16 protein-coding genes are annotated in these 16,830 nt (G+C 70.3%); 8 read left to right on the forward strand and 8 right to left on the reverse strand.

Annotation, left to right across the window (positions count from 1 at the left end; genetic code table 11):
• The first annotated feature begins 68 nt into the window (after positions 1-68).
• Positions 69-569 (forward strand): dsRBD fold-containing protein, encoded by a 501-nt coding sequence (locus tag ACFW3L_RS14130; protein ID WP_378740168.1) that lies wholly within the window; start codon positions 69-71, stop codon positions 567-569.
• Positions 570-859: 290 nt separating this feature from the next.
• Positions 860-2,122 (forward strand): APC family permease, encoded by a 1,263-nt coding sequence (locus ACFW3L_RS14135; RefSeq protein WP_378740170.1) that lies wholly within the window; start codon positions 860-862, stop codon positions 2,120-2,122.
• A gap of 63 nt (positions 2,123-2,185) precedes the next feature.
• Here ACFW3L_RS14135 and ACFW3L_RS14140 read toward each other — a convergent pair whose 3' ends face one another.
• The 5 genes from ACFW3L_RS14140 to ACFW3L_RS14160 form a co-directional block, all read right to left on the reverse strand.
• Positions 2,186-2,965, reverse strand: a complete 780-nt coding sequence (locus tag ACFW3L_RS14140; protein WP_378740173.1) for an NUDIX hydrolase — start codon at positions 2,963-2,965, stop codon at positions 2,186-2,188.
• A complete protein-coding gene (locus tag ACFW3L_RS14145) occupies positions 2,962-3,696 on the reverse strand; it encodes an HAD family hydrolase (RefSeq protein WP_378740176.1) in 735 nt (244 codons plus the stop codon). Before ACFW3L_RS14145 ends, ACFW3L_RS14140 begins: the two co-directional genes overlap by 4 nt.
• A 129-nt stretch (positions 3,697-3,825) precedes the next feature.
• On the reverse strand, positions 3,826-4,773 hold the full coding sequence (locus ACFW3L_RS14150; RefSeq protein ID WP_378740179.1) for a VWA domain-containing protein: 948 nt from the start codon (positions 4,771-4,773) through the stop codon (positions 3,826-3,828).
• Positions 4,774-4,861: 88 nt separating this feature from the next.
• Positions 4,862-5,830: a DUF58 domain-containing protein gene (locus tag ACFW3L_RS14155; protein ID WP_378740181.1), complete on the reverse strand. Its 969-nt coding sequence runs from the start codon at positions 5,828-5,830 to the stop codon at positions 4,862-4,864.
• 21 nt (positions 5,831-5,851) lie between these two features.
• Positions 5,852-6,919, reverse strand: a complete 1,068-nt coding sequence (locus tag ACFW3L_RS14160) for an AAA family ATPase (protein WP_378740183.1) — start codon at positions 6,917-6,919, stop codon at positions 5,852-5,854.
• A gap of 184 nt (positions 6,920-7,103) precedes the next feature.
• Between ACFW3L_RS14160 and ACFW3L_RS14165 the strand changes: the two genes are divergently transcribed.
• The 5 genes from ACFW3L_RS14165 to ACFW3L_RS14185 all read left to right on the forward strand — a co-directional run bounded on the left by ACFW3L_RS14165 (position 7,104) and on the right by ACFW3L_RS14185 (position 13,061).
• Positions 7,104-7,817, forward strand: coding sequence for a hypothetical protein (locus ACFW3L_RS14165; RefSeq protein WP_378740186.1), 714 nt, complete (start codon positions 7,104-7,106; stop codon positions 7,815-7,817).
• A 437-nt stretch (positions 7,818-8,254) separates the two neighbouring features.
• A complete protein-coding gene (locus tag ACFW3L_RS14170; RefSeq protein WP_378740189.1) occupies positions 8,255-9,022 on the forward strand; it encodes a HipA family kinase in 768 nt (255 codons plus the stop codon).
• A complete protein-coding gene (locus ACFW3L_RS14175) occupies positions 9,019-9,447 on the forward strand; it encodes a DUF3037 domain-containing protein (RefSeq protein WP_352387824.1) in 429 nt (142 codons plus the stop codon). Before ACFW3L_RS14170 ends, ACFW3L_RS14175 begins: the two co-directional genes overlap by 4 nt.
• Before the next feature lie 206 nt (positions 9,448-9,653).
• Positions 9,654-10,910, forward strand: coding sequence for a multidrug effflux MFS transporter (locus ACFW3L_RS14180; RefSeq protein ID WP_378740193.1), 1,257 nt, complete (start codon positions 9,654-9,656; stop codon positions 10,908-10,910).
• Between the two features lie 141 nt (positions 10,911-11,051).
• Entirely contained in the window at positions 11,052-13,061 is a 2,010-nt protein-coding gene (locus ACFW3L_RS14185; protein ID WP_378740196.1) for an AMP-binding protein, read from the forward strand.
• A 51-nt stretch (positions 13,062-13,112) separates the two neighbouring features.
• On the opposite strand, the gene ACFW3L_RS14190 is transcribed toward ACFW3L_RS14185, so the two are convergent.
• From ACFW3L_RS14190 to ACFW3L_RS14200, 3 genes are all read right to left on the reverse strand, one after another.
• Positions 13,113-13,760: a LuxR C-terminal-related transcriptional regulator gene (locus tag ACFW3L_RS14190; RefSeq protein WP_378740199.1), complete on the reverse strand. Its 648-nt coding sequence runs from the start codon at positions 13,758-13,760 to the stop codon at positions 13,113-13,115.
• On the reverse strand, positions 13,712-14,980 hold the full coding sequence (locus ACFW3L_RS14195) for a sensor domain-containing protein (protein WP_378740202.1): 1,269 nt from the start codon (positions 14,978-14,980) through the stop codon (positions 13,712-13,714). Before ACFW3L_RS14195 ends, ACFW3L_RS14190 begins: the two co-directional genes overlap by 49 nt.
• Before the next feature lie 147 nt (positions 14,981-15,127).
• Positions 15,128-16,090, reverse strand: coding sequence for a hypothetical protein (locus ACFW3L_RS14200; protein ID WP_352387852.1), 963 nt, complete (start codon positions 16,088-16,090; stop codon positions 15,128-15,130).
• 248 nt (positions 16,091-16,338) lie between these two features.
• Between ACFW3L_RS14200 and ACFW3L_RS14205 the strand changes: the two genes are divergently transcribed.
• Positions 16,339-16,782 carry an SMI1/KNR4 family protein gene (locus ACFW3L_RS14205; RefSeq protein ID WP_049579761.1) on the forward strand — a complete coding sequence of 148 codons (444 nt, stop codon included), beginning with the start codon at positions 16,339-16,341 and terminating at the stop codon, positions 16,780-16,782.
• The last annotated feature ends 48 nt before the right edge of the window (positions 16,783-16,830 follow it).

The raw sequence follows: 16,830 nt of genomic DNA on the forward strand, positions 1-16,830 counted from the left end.
GACCAAGCCTCGGCAGAGAGCCGAAACAGCACCGATGATGGAGACAAGCGAGGTTTGTGGGGGAACCCATGCGAGCAGAGGTAGGAGACCGACTGGTCATCGAGAGCCCGAACGCCGACACCCACCGTCGCACGGGGGTGGTCACACGGGTCCGGGGTTCGGAGGGGACACCGCCCTACCAGGTGCACTGGAGCGGCGACGACCCGGGGCACGAGGCCCTGGTCCACCCGGGACCCGACGCCCACATCGAACACCCGCCCGGCGCGGACGGGAGAGAGGGAGCGGATGCCATGCAGACGATGAAGCGCTGGAACGTCGACGTGGTCGTCGCCGAGGAGAACGAGGGCGCGGCCGCGCGCACCTGGGCGGAGGTCGGCCTGGTCGCTGACGACGGCACGGCCCTGCGCGGCCACGGGATGGCCCGCAAGCACCCGACCGACCTGGACGTGCCGGAGATCGGGGAGGAGCTCGCCGTCTCCCGCGCACTGTCAGACCTCTCACGTCAGCTGCGGCAGGTCGCGGCCGCCGACATCAACGACAACACGGGAACTCCCTGGCGTCCCGTCTGACCGGGGCCGCCCGCGACCACGAGGAAACCCGGACACCCCAGGGGTCCCCGACCACGGTCGAGGGCCCCGACCCGCGCCCGCGCCTCCCCTGACGAGGGCGCGCCCCGGACCGGAACCGGCCACCCCCGCGACGGGGGTTCGCGCTCGTCGGTCACCGGTATCGGGCACACTCGGAAGTCGGACACGACCTTCGTCCCGCTTCCGAAGGACCCGGCCCCCGGGCCGTGGCCTCCACCGACAGGGCGCGTCCGCCGGTCGACGACCGGAGACACCCACTCAAGGAGACCCCGTTGGCCACCTCTTCCGGACCGCAGGCCAGACCCGCCCGGACGCTGGGAACCGTCGACGCGGCCGCCATCGGCGCCGCCGCGATGCTCGGCGCCGGAGTGTTCACGGTCTTCGCCCCCGCCGCGCTGGGCGCCGGTGCCTGGCTGCCCGTCGCCATCCTCATCGCGGGGCTGGTCGCCTACTGCAACGCGGTCTCCTCCGCACGCCTGGCCGCCCGGCACCCCGAGAACGGCGGCACCTACGTCTACGGCCGGGAACGCCTGGGCGACCTGTGGGGCTACCTGGCGGGCTGGTCGTTCGTGGTCGGCAAGGTCGCCTCCTGCGCGGCCATGGCCATGACCTTCGCCGCGTACACGCTGCCCGCGTGGCAGAAGCCGGTCGCGGTGGCCGCCGTGGTCGTCCTGGCGGCGGTGAACCTGCGGGGCGTGCGCCGCTCCACCCTGGTCATCAAGGTCCTGCTCCTGCTCGTGCTGGGCGTCCTGGCGGCGGTGTTCGTCGCGATGCTCATGAGCGGGCGTCTGGCCGCCGTCGCGGAGGTGGACGGGCTCGGGCCCTGGCCCGGGTCCTTCGGCGTCCTGGGTGCGGCCGGGATGATCTTCTTCGCCTTCGCCGGGTACGCGCGCATCGCCACCCTGGGCGGCCAGGTCCGTGACCCCCGCACCACCATCCCCCGCGCGATCTCGCTCTCCCTGGGCACGGTCCTGGTCGTGTACCTGGTGATCGGCACCGGCCTGCTCATCGTGCTGGGCCGGGAGAAGCTCACCACCAGCCAGGCGCCCATGGCCGACGCGGTCCAGGTCGCCGGGTTCCCGATGCTCGTGCCGTTCGTCGTGGCCGGTGCGGCCGTGGCCAGCCTGAGCGCCCTGCTGCCCCTGCTGATGGGGATCTCGCACACCACCGCCGCGATGGCGTCGGACGGTCACCTGCCGCGCCCGCTGGCCGCCGTGAGCGATCGCCACGGGGTGCCCCACAGGGCGGAGGCCGTCGTCGCCGCCGTGGTGATCGTCCTGATCCTGGTGGCCGACCTGCGGGGCGCGATCGCCTTCTCCGCCTTCGGCGTGCTGGTCTACTACGCCATCACCAACGCCTCGGCGCTGCGCCTGGGCCCGGACGAGAACCGCCCGCCGCTCATCGCCCCGGTGGGCGGCCTGGTGGGGTGCGTGGTCCTGGCGACCAGCCTGCCCCTGCCGGTGGTCGGCGTCGGGGTCCTGGTCCTGGGTCTCGGCGCGGGACTGTGGTGGGTGCGCCACCACGTCCTGGTCTGAGGAAGGGCCGGGCGGTTCCCACCGGGCGCCGGGCCGTCTCCGGCCCGGCTCGCTCGGTCCCGGTCAGCCGCGTCGGCGGTGCCGGACCAGGTACTCCATGCCGCGCCGCGCGGTGGTGGACAGCGGCAGCTCGGTCAGCTCAGCGGGGGTGAACCAGGCGCAGTCGGCGGTGGACCCCTCGACCTCGACCACCCGGGGAACGGTCGGCGCGGCCACGTGCACGTGGGAGAACACCCAGACCGCGTAGATGTCGGTGCCGGCGCTCCGGGATCGGCGGTGGCTGGCCACGGTGATCAGCTCACCCACCACTCCGGCCTGGCCGGTCTCCTCCAGCACCTCGCGCCGCAGCGCGGCGCGCACGTCCTCACCGGTGTCCACGCCGCCGCCCGGCAGGTGCCAGGTCCCGGCTGCGGGGAAGCCGTCGGCGATCAGGCTCAGCAGAACGCGTCCGGCCGGGTCGGTGACGATCCCGTAGGAGGCGAAGCGGCGCATCCGGGGGAGCGCCCCCTCCGGGGCGGGGTCCTCCTCGGGGGCCAGCGCGGGTGCCGGGGGAGTCAGCCCCTCTGTGGGCACGACCGAGGGCCAGGCCGAGACGAGGTCGGGCTCGGCGAACACGATCCGGTCCACGTGCAGCGCGCGTCCGCGCGGCAGGCTCGCGGTCTCGGTGAGCACGTCCAGCGCCACCAGCGGCGCCTGCTCGGGCAGGCCGCCCAGGCCGCGCGCCACGTCCTCGGGGTCCTGGCCGAAGAGCACACGCGCTCCGACCAGGATCGGCCCGGTGGGTCCGGAGGTGATGAGGTGGACGGTGACCCGGCGGGCCATCCAGTCGTCGATCGAGGTCACAGCAGCCCCGTCGCGGCCATGCCGCTGGGCAGGCCCACCATGTGCAGGAGGCCGTCCAGGTCGTGGAGCGTGGTGACGCCCTCCACGGGCTGGCGGGCCTGGCGGTCCACGACGACCGGGCGCATACCCGAGGCGACGGCGCCCACGGCGTCGGCCTGGATCTGGTCGCCGACGTGCCAGCAGGCACCGGGATCCACGCCCAGGCGCTGGGCGGCCGTGTGGAAGATCCGGGGATCGGGCTTGCCCGCGCCCACGGTGTCGGCGCAGACCACGGCGTGGAAGTAGGGGGTGAGTTCCAGGGCCTGGAGCTTGGCGTGCTGGAGTGCCTCGACGCCGTTGGTCACCACGGCCAGACGGTATCCGGCGGAGCCCAGGGCGTTCAGCACAGCGTAGGTGTCGGGGAAGACCTGCCAGCCGCTGCGGTGGCCGTCCAGGTACATGCGGTACAGCTCGTCGCAGTGCTGGTCCGCGAGGTCGGAGTGGCCAGCCTGGAGCGCCAGGGCGCGGACGCGCTCGCGGCGCTGCTCGTCGAGGCTGAGGTCGCCGCGCAGGTAGGCGCCGAAGGAGATCTCGGTCTGGATGTCCCACAGCGCGCGGGCCGAACCGAAGTCCGGGTGGCCGAGTCGTTCCATGACCGTGCGCAGACCCGCGGACGAGGCGGCGACGTCGTCGATGAGTGTGTCATCCAGGTCGAAACAGATCGCGGCCGGGAGAGCGGGTGTGTTCGGCATCGTTCCTCGAAGTGGGTGGTCAGGACAAAACATGCCAACGCTAACCCGTAGCTGAACAGGAAAAGGTATAAACCCCACCTAAAGGGATGTGACCAACAACACTGGCGGTCGAGATTGAGGGGCCACTGATCAGGGAAGGCGTTGGAACCACAGCAGCGAGGTGAATGCCGTCGCCAACGCCAGGACGATCGCCACCATCACGAACCGAGTGACGATCTCCTCATGGACCATCTCCGTACCGAGCGACGAGCCGATGTCCTCGTACACCTCGTCCAGCTCCGTCTCGCTCTCGGCCTCGTAGAAGTGCCCCCCGGTGTCCTCGGCCAGCCCCTGGAGCGCCTCCTTGTCGATGTCGGCGGGCACCTGGTACCCGTCGATCTCGATCATCGCCGCCCCGCTGCCGAAGGCGATCGTCGACACCGGAACCTCACCCTCGGCCGCCTCACCCGACGCCTGGAGGATGTCCCGCCCACTCGTGTTCTCACCGTCGGAGAGCAGGACGATCGCGGCCGGCGGCGGATCCTCCTCGGCGTCCTCGTCGAAGGTCCGGATCGCCTCCAGAGAGGCGAACACCCCCTCACCGATGGCCGTGCCCGGGCCCAGCCGCAGGCTGTCGATCGACGTCGTCACCGACTCGTGGTCCTGCGTGGGAGCCGTCACCACCGTCGCCGTCGAGGAGAACGACACCAACCCCACGTTGAAGCGGTCCGGCAGCGTCTCCACGAACCCCCGGGCCGACTCCTTGGCCGCGTGCAACCGGTCCGGCTCGATGTCGTTGGCGGCCATCGACAGTGACACGTCCACCGCCACCATGATCGTCGCCCGCTCCCGAGGAGCCTCCACCGGCATCGCGGGCACCGCCATCGCGGCGATCAGCACCCCCAGCGCCAGCGTGAACAGTGCGGCGGGCACGTGCCTGCGCACGTCCGGCCGGTGCGGCGCCACCTGGTTCAGCAGTTCCAGGTTGGTGAAGCGCACCGTGTACTCACGGCGCTGACGCTGGGTGAACACGTACGCGCCCACGAGCAGCACGACGACCAGCAGCCACCACAGCCGCTGCGGCTCCAGAAAGGTCATGACCGCCCCACGTCCCCCCAGCCCGTACGGACACGGGAACCTCCCGCGCCCACGTCACCGCTCCCGGACCGGCCTCCGCCGGAGCCGATCACCGGGGCACCCCCGGCGTGTGCCGGGCCATGTGGTGGGCGGTCCGGCGCTGGTGGATCACGAACCGCGCGGTGTCCAGTACCCAGTCCCGGTCCGTGCGCAACACGAGGTGGTGCACCCCGCACCGGCGCAGCGCCCCGCGCACGGCCTCCCTCTGCGCCATGGCCGCCCGACGGTAGCGCTCACGGACGGCGCGGGTCAGGCGCACGTCACGTACCTGTCCGGTGGTCGGATCACGCAGGGCCACGTCACCCACCTCGGGCACGTCCAGCTCCCGGGGGTCCACCACCTCGACCACCAGCACCTGGTGCCGTGAGCCGAGCTGGCGCAGCGACCGCTCCCAGGGCACCTCCCCGCCGAAGGCCGGGGTGTCCAGGAAGTCGGAGATCACCACGCGCAGACCCCGCCTGCGCCGGGTCCGCACCAGATCGGTCACGGCGTCGGCCAGGGTGGCCCGGCTCTCGTCCGGCGTGCGCACGTCCCCCTGCGGAGCGGCGGCCACCGTCGCCAACAGCGACAGCAACGCCTCCTTGCCCGACCTCGCGGGCCAGCGCCGCACCCGCCCCTGGTGCAGGAAGTGCGCCCCGAACCGGTCGCCCACCCGCTGCGTGAGCAGGTTGGTCGCCACCAGGGCGCCCACCGCCACGTCGCGCTTGGAACGCAGCCCCGTGCCGAAGTCCATGCTCGGGGACAGGTCCAGCAGCGTCCAGCTCTCCAGCTCGCGGTCCGCGACCACGTCACGCACGTGCGGGGTGTCCGTCCGCGCGGTCACCGCCCAGTCCATGTGCCGCACGTCGTCCTCACCCGGCTGGTAGAGCCGGGCCTCGGCCGCCTCGGACCCCGGCCCCAACCGCAGGCCGAGGTGCTCCCCGTGCAGGAGGCCGTCCAGCCGGTGCACGATGCGCAGGTCCAGACGGCGCAGCGCCGCCCTGAGCCGGGGGTCGGAACCGATGGCGGGAGTGTTCACACGATCACCTCTGGTTCCTTCCTACCTCTGCGTGGCGAAGGAGGCGGTCTCACCCGAGGGCGGCTCGTCCCAGATCACGCGCGGCGCGGGAACGGTGGACAGGATGCGGTCGACCACCTGGTCGGGGGTGACCCCGTCGGCCAGGGCGTCGAAGGTCAGGACGAGACGGTGCGCGATGACGTCGTGCGCCAGCACCCGCACGTCGTCCGGCAGCACGTAGTCACGCCCCCTGAGCAGCGCCAGCGCCCGGGCGGCGGCGACCAGCCCCAGAGTGGCGCGCGGGCTCGCACCCACCTCCAACGCCTGGCGCAGGTCGGGCATCCCGTGGTTCTCCGGCTCGCGGGTGGCCATAACCAGGCGCACGACGTAGTCGGCGATCAACTGGTGCACGTGGACGCGTTCGGCGTCGGCCTGGAGCTCGCCCAGGGTGACCGGGTCCAGCACCTGGTGGGCGGTGGGCGGCGCCGAGCTCATCCGGCGCAGGATCTCCATCTCCTCGTGCGCCTTGGGGTGGTGGACGTTGACCTTCATCAGGAAGCGGTCGCGCTGCGCCTCGGGCAGCGGGTAGACCCCCTCCGACTCCACCGGGTTCTGCGTGGCGATGACGATGAACGGGGCGGGCAGCGGATGGGTGGTGCCGCCGATGGATACCTGCCGTTCGGCCATGACCTCCAGCAGCGCCGACTGCACCTTGGCCGGAGCGCGGTTGATCTCGTCGGCGAGGACGAAGTTGGCGAAGACCGGCCCCAGCTCGACGTCGAACCGCTCGGTCGAGGGGTGGTAGATCCGCGTGCCGACGATGTCCGAGGGCACCAGGTCCGGGGTGAACTGGACGCGGGAGAACGAGCCGCCGGTGACCTTGGCCAGCGTGGAGACGGCCAGTGTCTTGGCGATACCGGGGACCCCCTCGATGAGGCAGTGTCCCTGGGCGACCAGCGCGATGAGGGAGCGCTCCACCATCCGCTCCTGGCCCACGATCACCGTGGACACCTCGTGCAGTGCCGCGCGCAGCAAGCGGGTCGGCTCGCCCGGAGTGCTCTCCGGCCCCGACGCGGAGGCCGGGCCGTTCCCGGGTGAGGTTTCTGCCATGTCCCGTCCTTCCCGGACTCGGCGTCCCCGTGCGTGGACGCCGGTAAGGAGTAGGTTGTGGATCACCTGTGGCGACACTACCTGTTTAGGTGCTCTCGAGCCGGTAGACAACGCGACACTGGGACCGGGGCGGACAGCGGGGCGAAGTGTGACGTACCGCGACGTGCCGGAGAGGGGAAGTGACATGACGGCGCCCACGAGGGGCCTGAACGACGTCGACCCGCGCCAGCTGGGCGGGTACCGGCTGCTGGGGCGGCTCCAGGAGTCACGTCTGGGCGTGGTCTACCTGGGGCGCGACGCCTCCGGTGAGCGGATGAGCGTGGCGATGCTCAACGACGCGGCGGGGATCGACGAACCCACCCGGGAACGGTTCGCCCGCGCGGTGCGCGACGGCGAGGGCGTGGCGGCGGCCCGCACGAGCGGGAGGTCGGCCCTGTGGGTGGCGGTCCCCTACGTCGAGGGCGGCGCCGGGGCGGGCCGGTTCCTGGAGGAGGCGGGGCGCGGCGGCCCCCTGGTCCTGCGCGGCCCGGTGGTGATGCCGCACTGGGCGGGGGAGCGGGGCGGGTCCGCGGTGCGCTGGGCTCCCTGGGCGGGGCGCCGGGACAGCCCGGTGGCGCGGGGGGAGTCCAACTGGTGGCTGATCGGTGGCCTGGGCGCGCTGCTGCTGTTGCTCCTGCTGCTGGTGTTCGCTCTGTACCTGTGGATGATGCAGTTCCCGCCACCGGAGATGCCGGCCCCGAGCCAGCCCGAGGCGGAGCAGTCGGAACCGGCGGAGGAGCCGGGAGCGGAGCCGAGCCCGGAGGAGGAGGGGGACCCGGCCAGTCCGGTGCCGACCCTCCCCGCGCCGGGGGACGAGGGCGAGGGTGACTGGGGGGAGGACCCCGAGGACAACCTCTGACGTGTCCCCGGGGGAGCGCGGTCGCGGGCCCGCCCCGGTCGCGGAGGGGAGCGGGTGGTGGGGTGGACGCCCCACCACCCGCTCGGTGTTTCCGGGGCTCGGCCAACGAGGATCTCGTGGAGAGGTCGTCGATCATCCGTGTTCGCACTATAAATCTACGTCGTAAAGGTGGCGCGGCTGTTCTGTCGAACCGCCTGCGAAAAACAACATTCGCGCGGCTACGCCGCCCGCCTCCCAACTCCTCGTTCCTGGGAGGTGGGACCTGTCCGGGGCCCGGGGCCGGTATCTAGAACGTGTTCAGCCCTGTTTAGAGGACCTTCGGAAGACACGGTCGGGTGTTCGGTGGGTCCGCGCGGAGGTCGCGCCTGTGTCCGGTTGAGCGCTTCGACCGACCGGCGGCTGGCCCGCGGCGAACGCGGTCGCCGGGTTCGGTGCCTATGCTGGCCAGCGTGCTGAAAAAGGTGATCGCGACGCGGTACGTGCTGCCGCTGCGCGAAGGAGGTTCGCTCCCGGGGTTGGTCGAGGCCGACGACCTGGGAATGTACGTGGTCAAGTTCCTCGGTGCCGGCCAGGGACGCAAGTCACTGGTGGCCGAGGTCATCACCGGTGAACTCGGCCGGGCCCTGGGACTGCCGGTCCCGGAACTGGCCGAGGTGGAGTTCGACGCGGTCATCGCCCGCGGCGAACCCGACCCGGAGGTCCAGGAGCTCCTCAAGGCGAGCGGCGGACTGAACCTGGGGATGGACTTCCTCCCCGGTTCCCTGGGCTTCGACCCGCTGACCTTCGAGGTCGATCCGGGGTTCGCCGGACGGGTGCTGTGGTTCGACGCCCTCACCGGGAACGTGGACCGTTCCTGGCGCAACCCGAACATGCTGGTGTGGCACGGTCGGCCGTACCTGATCGACCACGGGGCGACGCTGATCTTCCACCACAGCTGGGCCAACGCCGACCGGTTCGTCGGCCGGCCCTACGACGCCTCCGACCACGTGCTGTCGGGGGCCGCCCCCGACCTCGCCGCGGCAGACGCCGCCCTGGCCCCGCTCCTGGACGAGGACCTGCTGCGCGGCGTGGTGGGCCTGGTGCCCGACGAATGGCTGGTGGACGAGCCGGGGTTCGCCTCGGCGGAGGAAGTGCGAGAGGCGTACGTGAGGCATCTGGTGGCCCGTGTGGCGGACCGTTCCTGGCTGCCGGAGGTGTCCTCGTGAGCGAGCGGTACACCACGGTGACCACCGGACAGGTGGGTGTGGAGCGGGAACGCGCGGTGTTCGAGTACGCGCTGTTGCGGGTGATCCCGCGTCTGGACCGCGGCGAGTGCGTGAACGCGGGAGTGATCCTGTACTCGCAGGAGCGGGCGTTCCTGGCGTCGCGGTCGGACCTGGACGAGGCCCGGCTGCTGGCCGTGGACGCGGGGGTGGACGTCGCCGGTGTGCGACGGGCCCTCGCCGCGGTGGAGGTGATGTGCAGGGGCGGTGCCGAGGCCGGGCTGGCCGGTCGTGAGCGGCCGGGGCAGCGGTTCCGGTGGCTGACCGCGCCCAGGAGCACCATCGTGCAGCCGGGGCCGATCCACGGAGGTCTGACGGAGGACCCGGAGGCCGAGGTGGAGAGGTTGCTGGACCGGTTGGTGCGGTGACCCGTGGTCGGTGGTGGTCGCAGATGACCGTAACGCCGACGTAAGGGACATCACAGGCCCCGGGGTGGTTGGGTGGGGAGAGAAATCCTCCCCTTCGGTGTTGGTATGGAGTGGTCCATCCCTGTGGACACGCTCCCCACCACTCCCGGTCCGTCGCGGTGCCTTCTGCCGTCCGCGGATCGGCCTGACTGCGAACTGGAGTGCCTGTGCAGTCCCCATCGTCCCCCTCCACCGCCCCCGATCGGGGGACCGCCCTCGCCCCGCCGCGGTCGCGCAAGTCGATCGCGCTTCTGGTGCTGGTCCTCGGTGTGCTCACCGCCACCGGTCCGCTGGCGACCGACATGTACCTTCCGGCCTTTCCGCAGATCACCCGGGAACTGGGGGCGACGGAGGGGCAGATCGGGCTGACCCTCACGGCGATCATGATCGGCATGGCCGTGGGTCAGTTGGTCATCGGGCCGATGAGCGACGCCTGGGGGCGACGGGCTCCGCTGCTGGTGGGTGTCGCGCTGTTCACGGTGACGTCGGTGCTGTGTGTCTTCGTGCCGAACGTGACGGTGTTCATCGCGCTGCGCTTCCTCCAGGGAGTGGCGGGGGCGGCCGGTGCCGTGGTGGCTCGGGCCATCGTCCGGGACATGTTCCAGGGTGACGCCGCCGTCCGGTTCTTCTCGCGTCTGGCGTTGGTGATGATGCTGGCCCCGCTGCTCGCTCCGCTGGTGGGTGCGCAGCTGTTGCTGGTGGGCCCGTGGCAGTTGAGCTTCTGGGTGCTGGCGGGGATGTCCGCGCTGAGCTTCGTGCTGGTGCTGCTGTGGCTGCCGGAGAGCCTGCCGCCGGAGGCCCGGCGGTCCCAGGGGCCGCGTCAGTTGGCCGCGACGGTGGGTTCCCTGGTGCGTAACCCGAGGTTCGTGAGCCCGGTGCTGACGCTGGGTCTGAGCTTCGGGATGCTGTTCACCTACGTGTCGGCGTTCTCGTTCGTTTCGCAGAACGAGTTCGGGATCTCTCCGCAGACCTATGGCTGGTTGTTCGCGGTGAACGCGTTGGCGTCGATGGCGGGCACCCAGGGCAACGGTCTGCTGGTGGGTCGTGTGGACACGGCTCGCCGGTTGCTGATGGGGCTGTTGCTGGCGCTGGGGGCGGTGCTGGTGCTGCTGGTGCTGGCGTTGACCGGTGCGGCCGAGCTGTGGATGGTGTCGGGGCTGTTGGCGCTGATGATGTTCAGCGTCGGTTTCATCATGCCGAACGCGACGGTGACGGCTCTGGACGGACAGCCGGTGGCGGTGGCCGGGACGGCCTCCGCGCTGATGGGTTCGATGCAGTTCGCCCTGGGCGGTGCGATCGCGGCGATGGCGGGGATGACTCCGTCGGGTAAGGCCTCGTTGGTGAGCATGGCCGTGGTGATGGCGACCGTGGCGGTGCTGTCGTTGTTGGCGTACGTGTGGGCCGCGCGAGTGAAGGTCCGATGAGCCCTGGTCTCGGGTGATTTGCACCTGGACGTCGAGGTTGCCGTTCGGTGGGGAAATGGGCACAGTAGGGCACAATTCCCCGACTGAGGCGGGTGGGGATGCGTTGGGCCCGCCTACTGATGTGACAGAGGATGAGTGGGTATGGGCGAGACCCCCGGTTCGTTGGCTCGAGAACACTCCGGGTTGAGTGACCTGATCTACGAGGTGGCGACCACGGACGCGCACGCGCACGTGTTCTCCGTGCTGGAGGGTCGGGACTGGGAGCGTCGGACGGCCGGGGAGTTCGCCACCGAGGTGACGGCTCTGGCGAAGGGGCTGGTGGCGGCCGGTATCGCGGAGGGCGACCGGGTGCTGCTGGTGGTCGACTCGCATCTGGACTGGGCGCGTTTCGCGTTCGCCGTGTGGTCGGTCCGGGCGGTGTTGGTGCCGCTGCCGAGGACGGCGTCCGCCGAGCGTGTGACGCACGTGGTGCGTGAGACGCGTCCGGCGGCCATGGTGGTGCAGGGTGAGCGCCAGTACCGGACGGCGGTGCGGTTGCAGCGTGAGCTGCCCGACCTGGGTCGGGTGTGGCGGTACGAGGAGGGCCTGCCGGTGGTGGCGGGTCTGGGGACGTACATGGACGCCTCGGCGGTGCGGTTCCGTCGTGACGAGGTGGTCGCCGACGACGCCGCCGTGGTGTTGTACCCGATGAGCACGGTCTCGCTGCGGACGCGGGGTGTGGTGCTGTCCCACGGGGCGCTGTTGTCGGCGGCGGCGGACCTGGTTGAACGGATGTGGCCACGGTTGTCGGAGCTGGCGCCGGGGCGGGCGAGCGCGGTGCTGGATCTGCCGTTGTCGCAGCTGCCGGGGTTGGCGTCGTTGGTGGCGTGTGTGGTGGGTCGGGTCCGGGTGGGGCTGGTGCCTCCGGGGCGGTTGCGGCGTGAGCTGGAGCGGTTCCGGCCGACGGTGCTGGTGTGCCGGCCGGATCTGTTCGAGCGGGTGCACGGTTCGGAGCGGGCGTCGGCGCACTCGACCGACTGGGACTCGGTGGGGACGTTCAACGCGGCGATGGACGCGGCGGTGTCGTTCGACCAGTCTCCGAAGAAGGGTGCCTGGCGGCGGTTGTCGCGGTCGATGTACGACTGGTCGTTCTCGAAGATCCGGGATCTGCTGGGTGGCCGGGTGCATCTGGCGGTGTGCTGGGGTGGTGGGCTCTCGGAGCGGTTGGACAGCTACTTCAACGGTGTGGGTGTGCCGGTGATGCAGGTGTTCGGTGTTCCGGAGACGGCTGGGGTGTTCGTGGCGAACGCGCCGGGTGAGCGGGTCACGGGCACGGTGGGTCAGGCGGTGCCGGGGCGTGAGGTGTGGGTGTCGCGCGAGGGTGAGTTGTTCGTGCGCGGTGGTGCGGTGTTCCTGGGGTACTGGGCGGACGGTGAGGGTTCGCGGGCGGCGTTCCGGGAGGGGTGGTTGGCCACGGGTGTGTTGGCTGAGGAGGACGGTGAGGGTTTCGTCCGGGTGCGGGGGCGTTCGCGTCCGCAGGCGTCGATGGCGGAGGTTCCGGGGCGGTTCGTGCCTCGGGCGAACGTGATCGAGGTGGTGGCTGGTCCGGAGGAGGTGGTGGCTCCGGGGGTGGTGGCCACGGCTTCGCTTCCGGTGGTGGAGGCGCCGACGCGTGAGTTGGAGGTGGCTTCGGGGGGTGCGGAGCCGGTGGCTCGGGTGGAGTCGGTGGGTGCGGGGACGGGTGAGTTCGCGGCTGTGGGTGAGGGGTCGCGGGACGCCGAGGTGGTGGCTGGGTTCGAGGCTCGGTTGCGGTCGCATCCGCTGATCAGTCAGGTGTTGGTGATCGTGGAGGGGCGGCCGTTCGCGAGTGCGCTGGTGACGTTGGTGCGTGATCAGTTGGAGTACTGGCGGTTGGTGAACGGGCGGCCGTTGTCGATGGCGCCGGAGGAGATCGCGGGGGATCGTGATCTGCTGCGGGAGGTGCAGGGGTTGGTGTATGAGGCCAATCGGAGTGTGCCGCGGCATTTGGCGGTGCGGTCGTTCCATGTGTTGGCCGAGGAGTTCACGGTGCAGTCGGGGTTGGTGCGTCCTTCGGGGGAGTTGCGGCGTGAGGCGGTGTTGCGTGCGTTCTCGGAGGAGATCGACGGGTTGTATCGGGTGCGTCGTGAGTAGTGGTTGAGGTGGGTGTGTGGCCGTGGTCCCTGTGGGGGCTGCGGCCTTTTTTCATTGGCCGTTGAGGTAGGCGAGGACGGCGAGGACGCGTCGGCTGTCGTCGGAGGAGGGGGGGAGGTCGAGTTTGGTGAAGATGTTGTTGATGTGTTTGCTGATGGCTTTTTCGGTGATGTAGAGGCGTCCGGCGATGGCGGAGTTGGAGCGGCCTTCGGCCATTTCGGCGAGGACTTCGCGTTCTCGGGGGGTGAGTTGGGCGAGGGGGCCGCTCTGGTCCTGGCGGGCGAGGAGTTGGGAGATGACGGCGGGGTCCATGGCGGTGCCGCCGTCGGCGACGCGGCGGACGGCTTCGATGAACTGGTTGATGTCGAAGACGCGGTCCTTGAGGAGGTAGCCGACGCCGCCGGCGTCGTCGGAGAGGAGTTCGCGGGCGTAGAGCTGTTCGACGTGTTGGGAGAGGACGAGGATGGGGAGGCCGGGGATCTGGGTGCGGGCGGAGATGGCGGCTTGGAGGCCTTCGTCGGTGAAGGTGGGGGGTAGGCGGACGTCGACGACGGCGACGTCGGGTTTGTGGTCGATGAGGGCGGTGTGGAGGTCGGGGCCGTTGTCGACGGCGGCGACGACGGTGAAGGTGTGGGCTTCGAGGAGTCGGATCAGGCCGTCGCGGAGGAGGGCAAGGTCTTCTGCGATGACAACGCGCATGGGATCTCCAGGGTGACGATGGTGGGGCCGCCGTGGGGGCTGGTGATGTTCATCGTGCCATCGAAGGAGTCGAGGCGGCGGGCGATGCCGGTGAGGCCGCTCTCGGGGGTGGGTTGGGCGCCTCCTCGTCCGTTGTCGGTGATGGTGGTGACGAGTCGTTGGCGGCCGTGGTTGATGTGGACCCAGGCGTGGGTGGCGTGGGCGTGTTTGGCGGTGTTGGTGAGGAGTTCGGCGATGGCGAAGTAGGTGGCGGATTCGACGGGGTCGGCGGGGCGGCCTCGGAGGTTGGTGGTGACGGTGATGGGGAGGTGGTGGGTGAGGGCGAGGGCGTGGACGGCTCCGTCGAGTCCGCGTTCGACGAGGACGGGTGGGTGGATGCCGCGGACGAGGTCGCGGAGTTCGGTGAGGGCTTGGCGGGTGGTTTCTCGGGCTTCGGCGAGCATGTGTTTGGCGGTGTGGGGGTTGGTGTCGACGATCTGTTCGGCCATGGCGAGGTTCATGCCGAGGGCGACGAGGCGGGCTTGGGCTCCGTCGTGGAGGTCGCGTTCGATGCGGCGGATCTCGGCGGCCTGGGTGTCGATGGTGTCGGCGCGGCTGGTGGCGAGGTGGGCGACGCGTGCGGCGAGTCGGGCTTTTTCGGAGGGGGCGAGGATGATGCGGGCGAGTGTGTGGTGGGCGGTGGTGGTGAGGGGGTGGAGGAAGTGGGCGAGGAGGAGGGTGAGTGCGGCGGGGATGAGGACGAGGAGGGCTTCGGTGGGGGTGTGGGGGGTGATGAAGCCGTAGATGTTGGGGAGGTGGCGCCAGAGGATGAGGGCGTAGAGGGTTTGGTAGAGGGCGTGGGCGTAGAGGGTGTAGCTGAGGAGGGCGAGGAGGGTGAGGAGGGGGGCTGAGGCGAGCCAGAGGATGTCGCGCCAGGTGGCGGTGTCGGTGAGGATGACGCGGACGCGGGCGTGGACTCCGGTGGGGGGCATGGGTCGGTAGGTGGCGGGGACGGGTTGGTGGGGGTTGATGTGGGTGAGGGTGGTGCGTTGTGCGTTGGCGATGGTGCGGAGGGTGGTGGCGGTGAGGATGGTGAAGGGGAGGCCGATCCAGATGAGGGTGAGGAGGGAGGAGGCGAGGACGAGGGGGGTGAGGAGGAAGGCGGCGGTGTTCTGGGAGACGAGGAGGAGGGTGTAGGCCAGGTTGGTGAGGGGCCCGGTTCTGGGGCTGGTGGTGGCCATGGTGGTGTCTCCGGTGGTGGGTGGTGGTCGCCTTCCGTTTCTATTCTGGGGTGTGGGTGTGGGTGGTTTCGGGGGTGGTGGCTCCCCTGTTGGTGTGGGTGCGGCCCGGGTTCGTGTGAACCCGGGCCGTGGTGGTGTGTGGGGTGGTCAGGGCCAGCGCATGTCGGTGGCGGGGCCGAGGGTGGCGACGCGGGTGTGGGCGCGGGTGTCGAGGGAGTCCTTGAGTTGGGTCCAGGCCTGTTGGGGGGTGTTGTCGGTGTTGTTGCAGGTGCGTTGTTCGCATGCGGTGTTCTGGGACATGGCGGCGGCGAAGCGGAGGGGGTCGCCGGTGTTGGTGTGGCCCCAGTGGCTGATGTTGGCCCATTGGCGGGCTTGGATGCCGTCGGTTCGGTAGATCTGGGGGATGACGGCGACGGTGGGTTGGTTGCCTCCGGCGGCGAGGTGGACGTCCTTGAGGGTCCATCCGTTGCTGCATGCTCCGTCGGTGGTGGAGGGGCAGCCGTCGGCGGAGTTGGCGGCGTAGAGGGGGGTTGTGGTGGCGTCGGTGTAGGCCTTGATCCAGTCGCGGGCCCAGGCGGGGGTGGACCAGGAGGGTTCGGCGTCGATGGCGGCGGTGAGGGTGACGTGGGGTGTGGTGGTCTTGCGGGCGGTGTCGACGAGGGTGGCCCACTGGCGTCCGGCGGTGGTGCCGTTGATGCCGCCGTCGTCCTTGTTGTTGATGCCCAGGGCGAGGTGGGTGGGGGTGTTGGTGGTGTTGCACTCGGCGTAGCCGCGGGCCCAGTGGTGGGCGTATTCGAGGGCTTTGTCGGTGGGTGTGCGGGGTGTGGTGGTGGCCGCGCTGGTGCCGGGTTCGCGGAGTTGGTTGTTCTTCTCCTGGGTGCCGAAGAAGAGGACGCGGACGCCGGGGGTGTTGGTCTTGGCTTCGGTGCAGCCGGACTGGTGGGCGTGGTGGGTGGTGGCGTTGGTGAGGGGGACGTATTGGCTGGTGGTGTGGCCGGGGTAGGTGGGGGCCTGGCCGGGGTGTTCGGCGGCGAGTGCGGGTGTGGGGGTGTGGAGGGCGGCGGCGGTGAGGGCGAGGGTGGCGAGGAGCCGTGGTGTGGTGTGTTTCATGGCTTTCATTATGTGCGTTAGGTGGTGGTGTGCGCACGCGGAGTAACAATCATGGCGTTTGTCGGCATTTGGGACATAGGCCGCACGGCTGGATGTTCGGTTCGGGCGCCGTGAGGAGGTGACCCGCTGGTCCCTGAGTGGGCGGTTTGGGGGCTGAGAGGTGTTTTGTGGCGGATGTGGGTGGGGATTCGGTGGATTTTCGGCGCAACTCGCCGCCCACGATTTCCCGTGTCATGCCACGACCTGTGATGATCGTGGGTGTGTGGCGTGAACTGATCCTGGAGATGTATCCCGAGGCCGATCTGAGCGATCCGGCCGACGAGGTGACCCTGGCCGAGGTCGAGAAGCACCTGATGCTGCCCCTGCCGTTCGAACTGGCCTCCCTGCTGAGGGAGACCGACGGGGTGACCAACGAGTACGGGGACGCGGTGGTGTGGAGTGCCCGCCGACTGGTGGAGGACAACCTGGCGATGCGCCAGGAGCCCGACTACCTGGAGCTGTACGCGCCCTTCGACGAGATGATCTTCTTCGGCGACTCCGACATGGGTCCGCAGTTCGCCTACGTGCACACGGACTACGGTCCGGGGATCGTGGTGTGGGACCATGAGAGCGACCGCAGGCGGCTGGTGGTCGTGTCGTTGCGTGACTACCTGGCGCGGTGCTTCATCCAGGGCAACGCGTGGTTCCGCTGACGGAGCTCGACCACGGCGTGACCTGACGGTTCGTGCTATTTTTCGTGG

Origin of the sequence: Nocardiopsis sp. NPDC058789, assembly GCF_042745575.1 — a bacterium.
GTDB lineage: Bacteria > Actinomycetota > Actinomycetes > Streptosporangiales > Streptosporangiaceae > Nocardiopsis > Nocardiopsis eucommiae.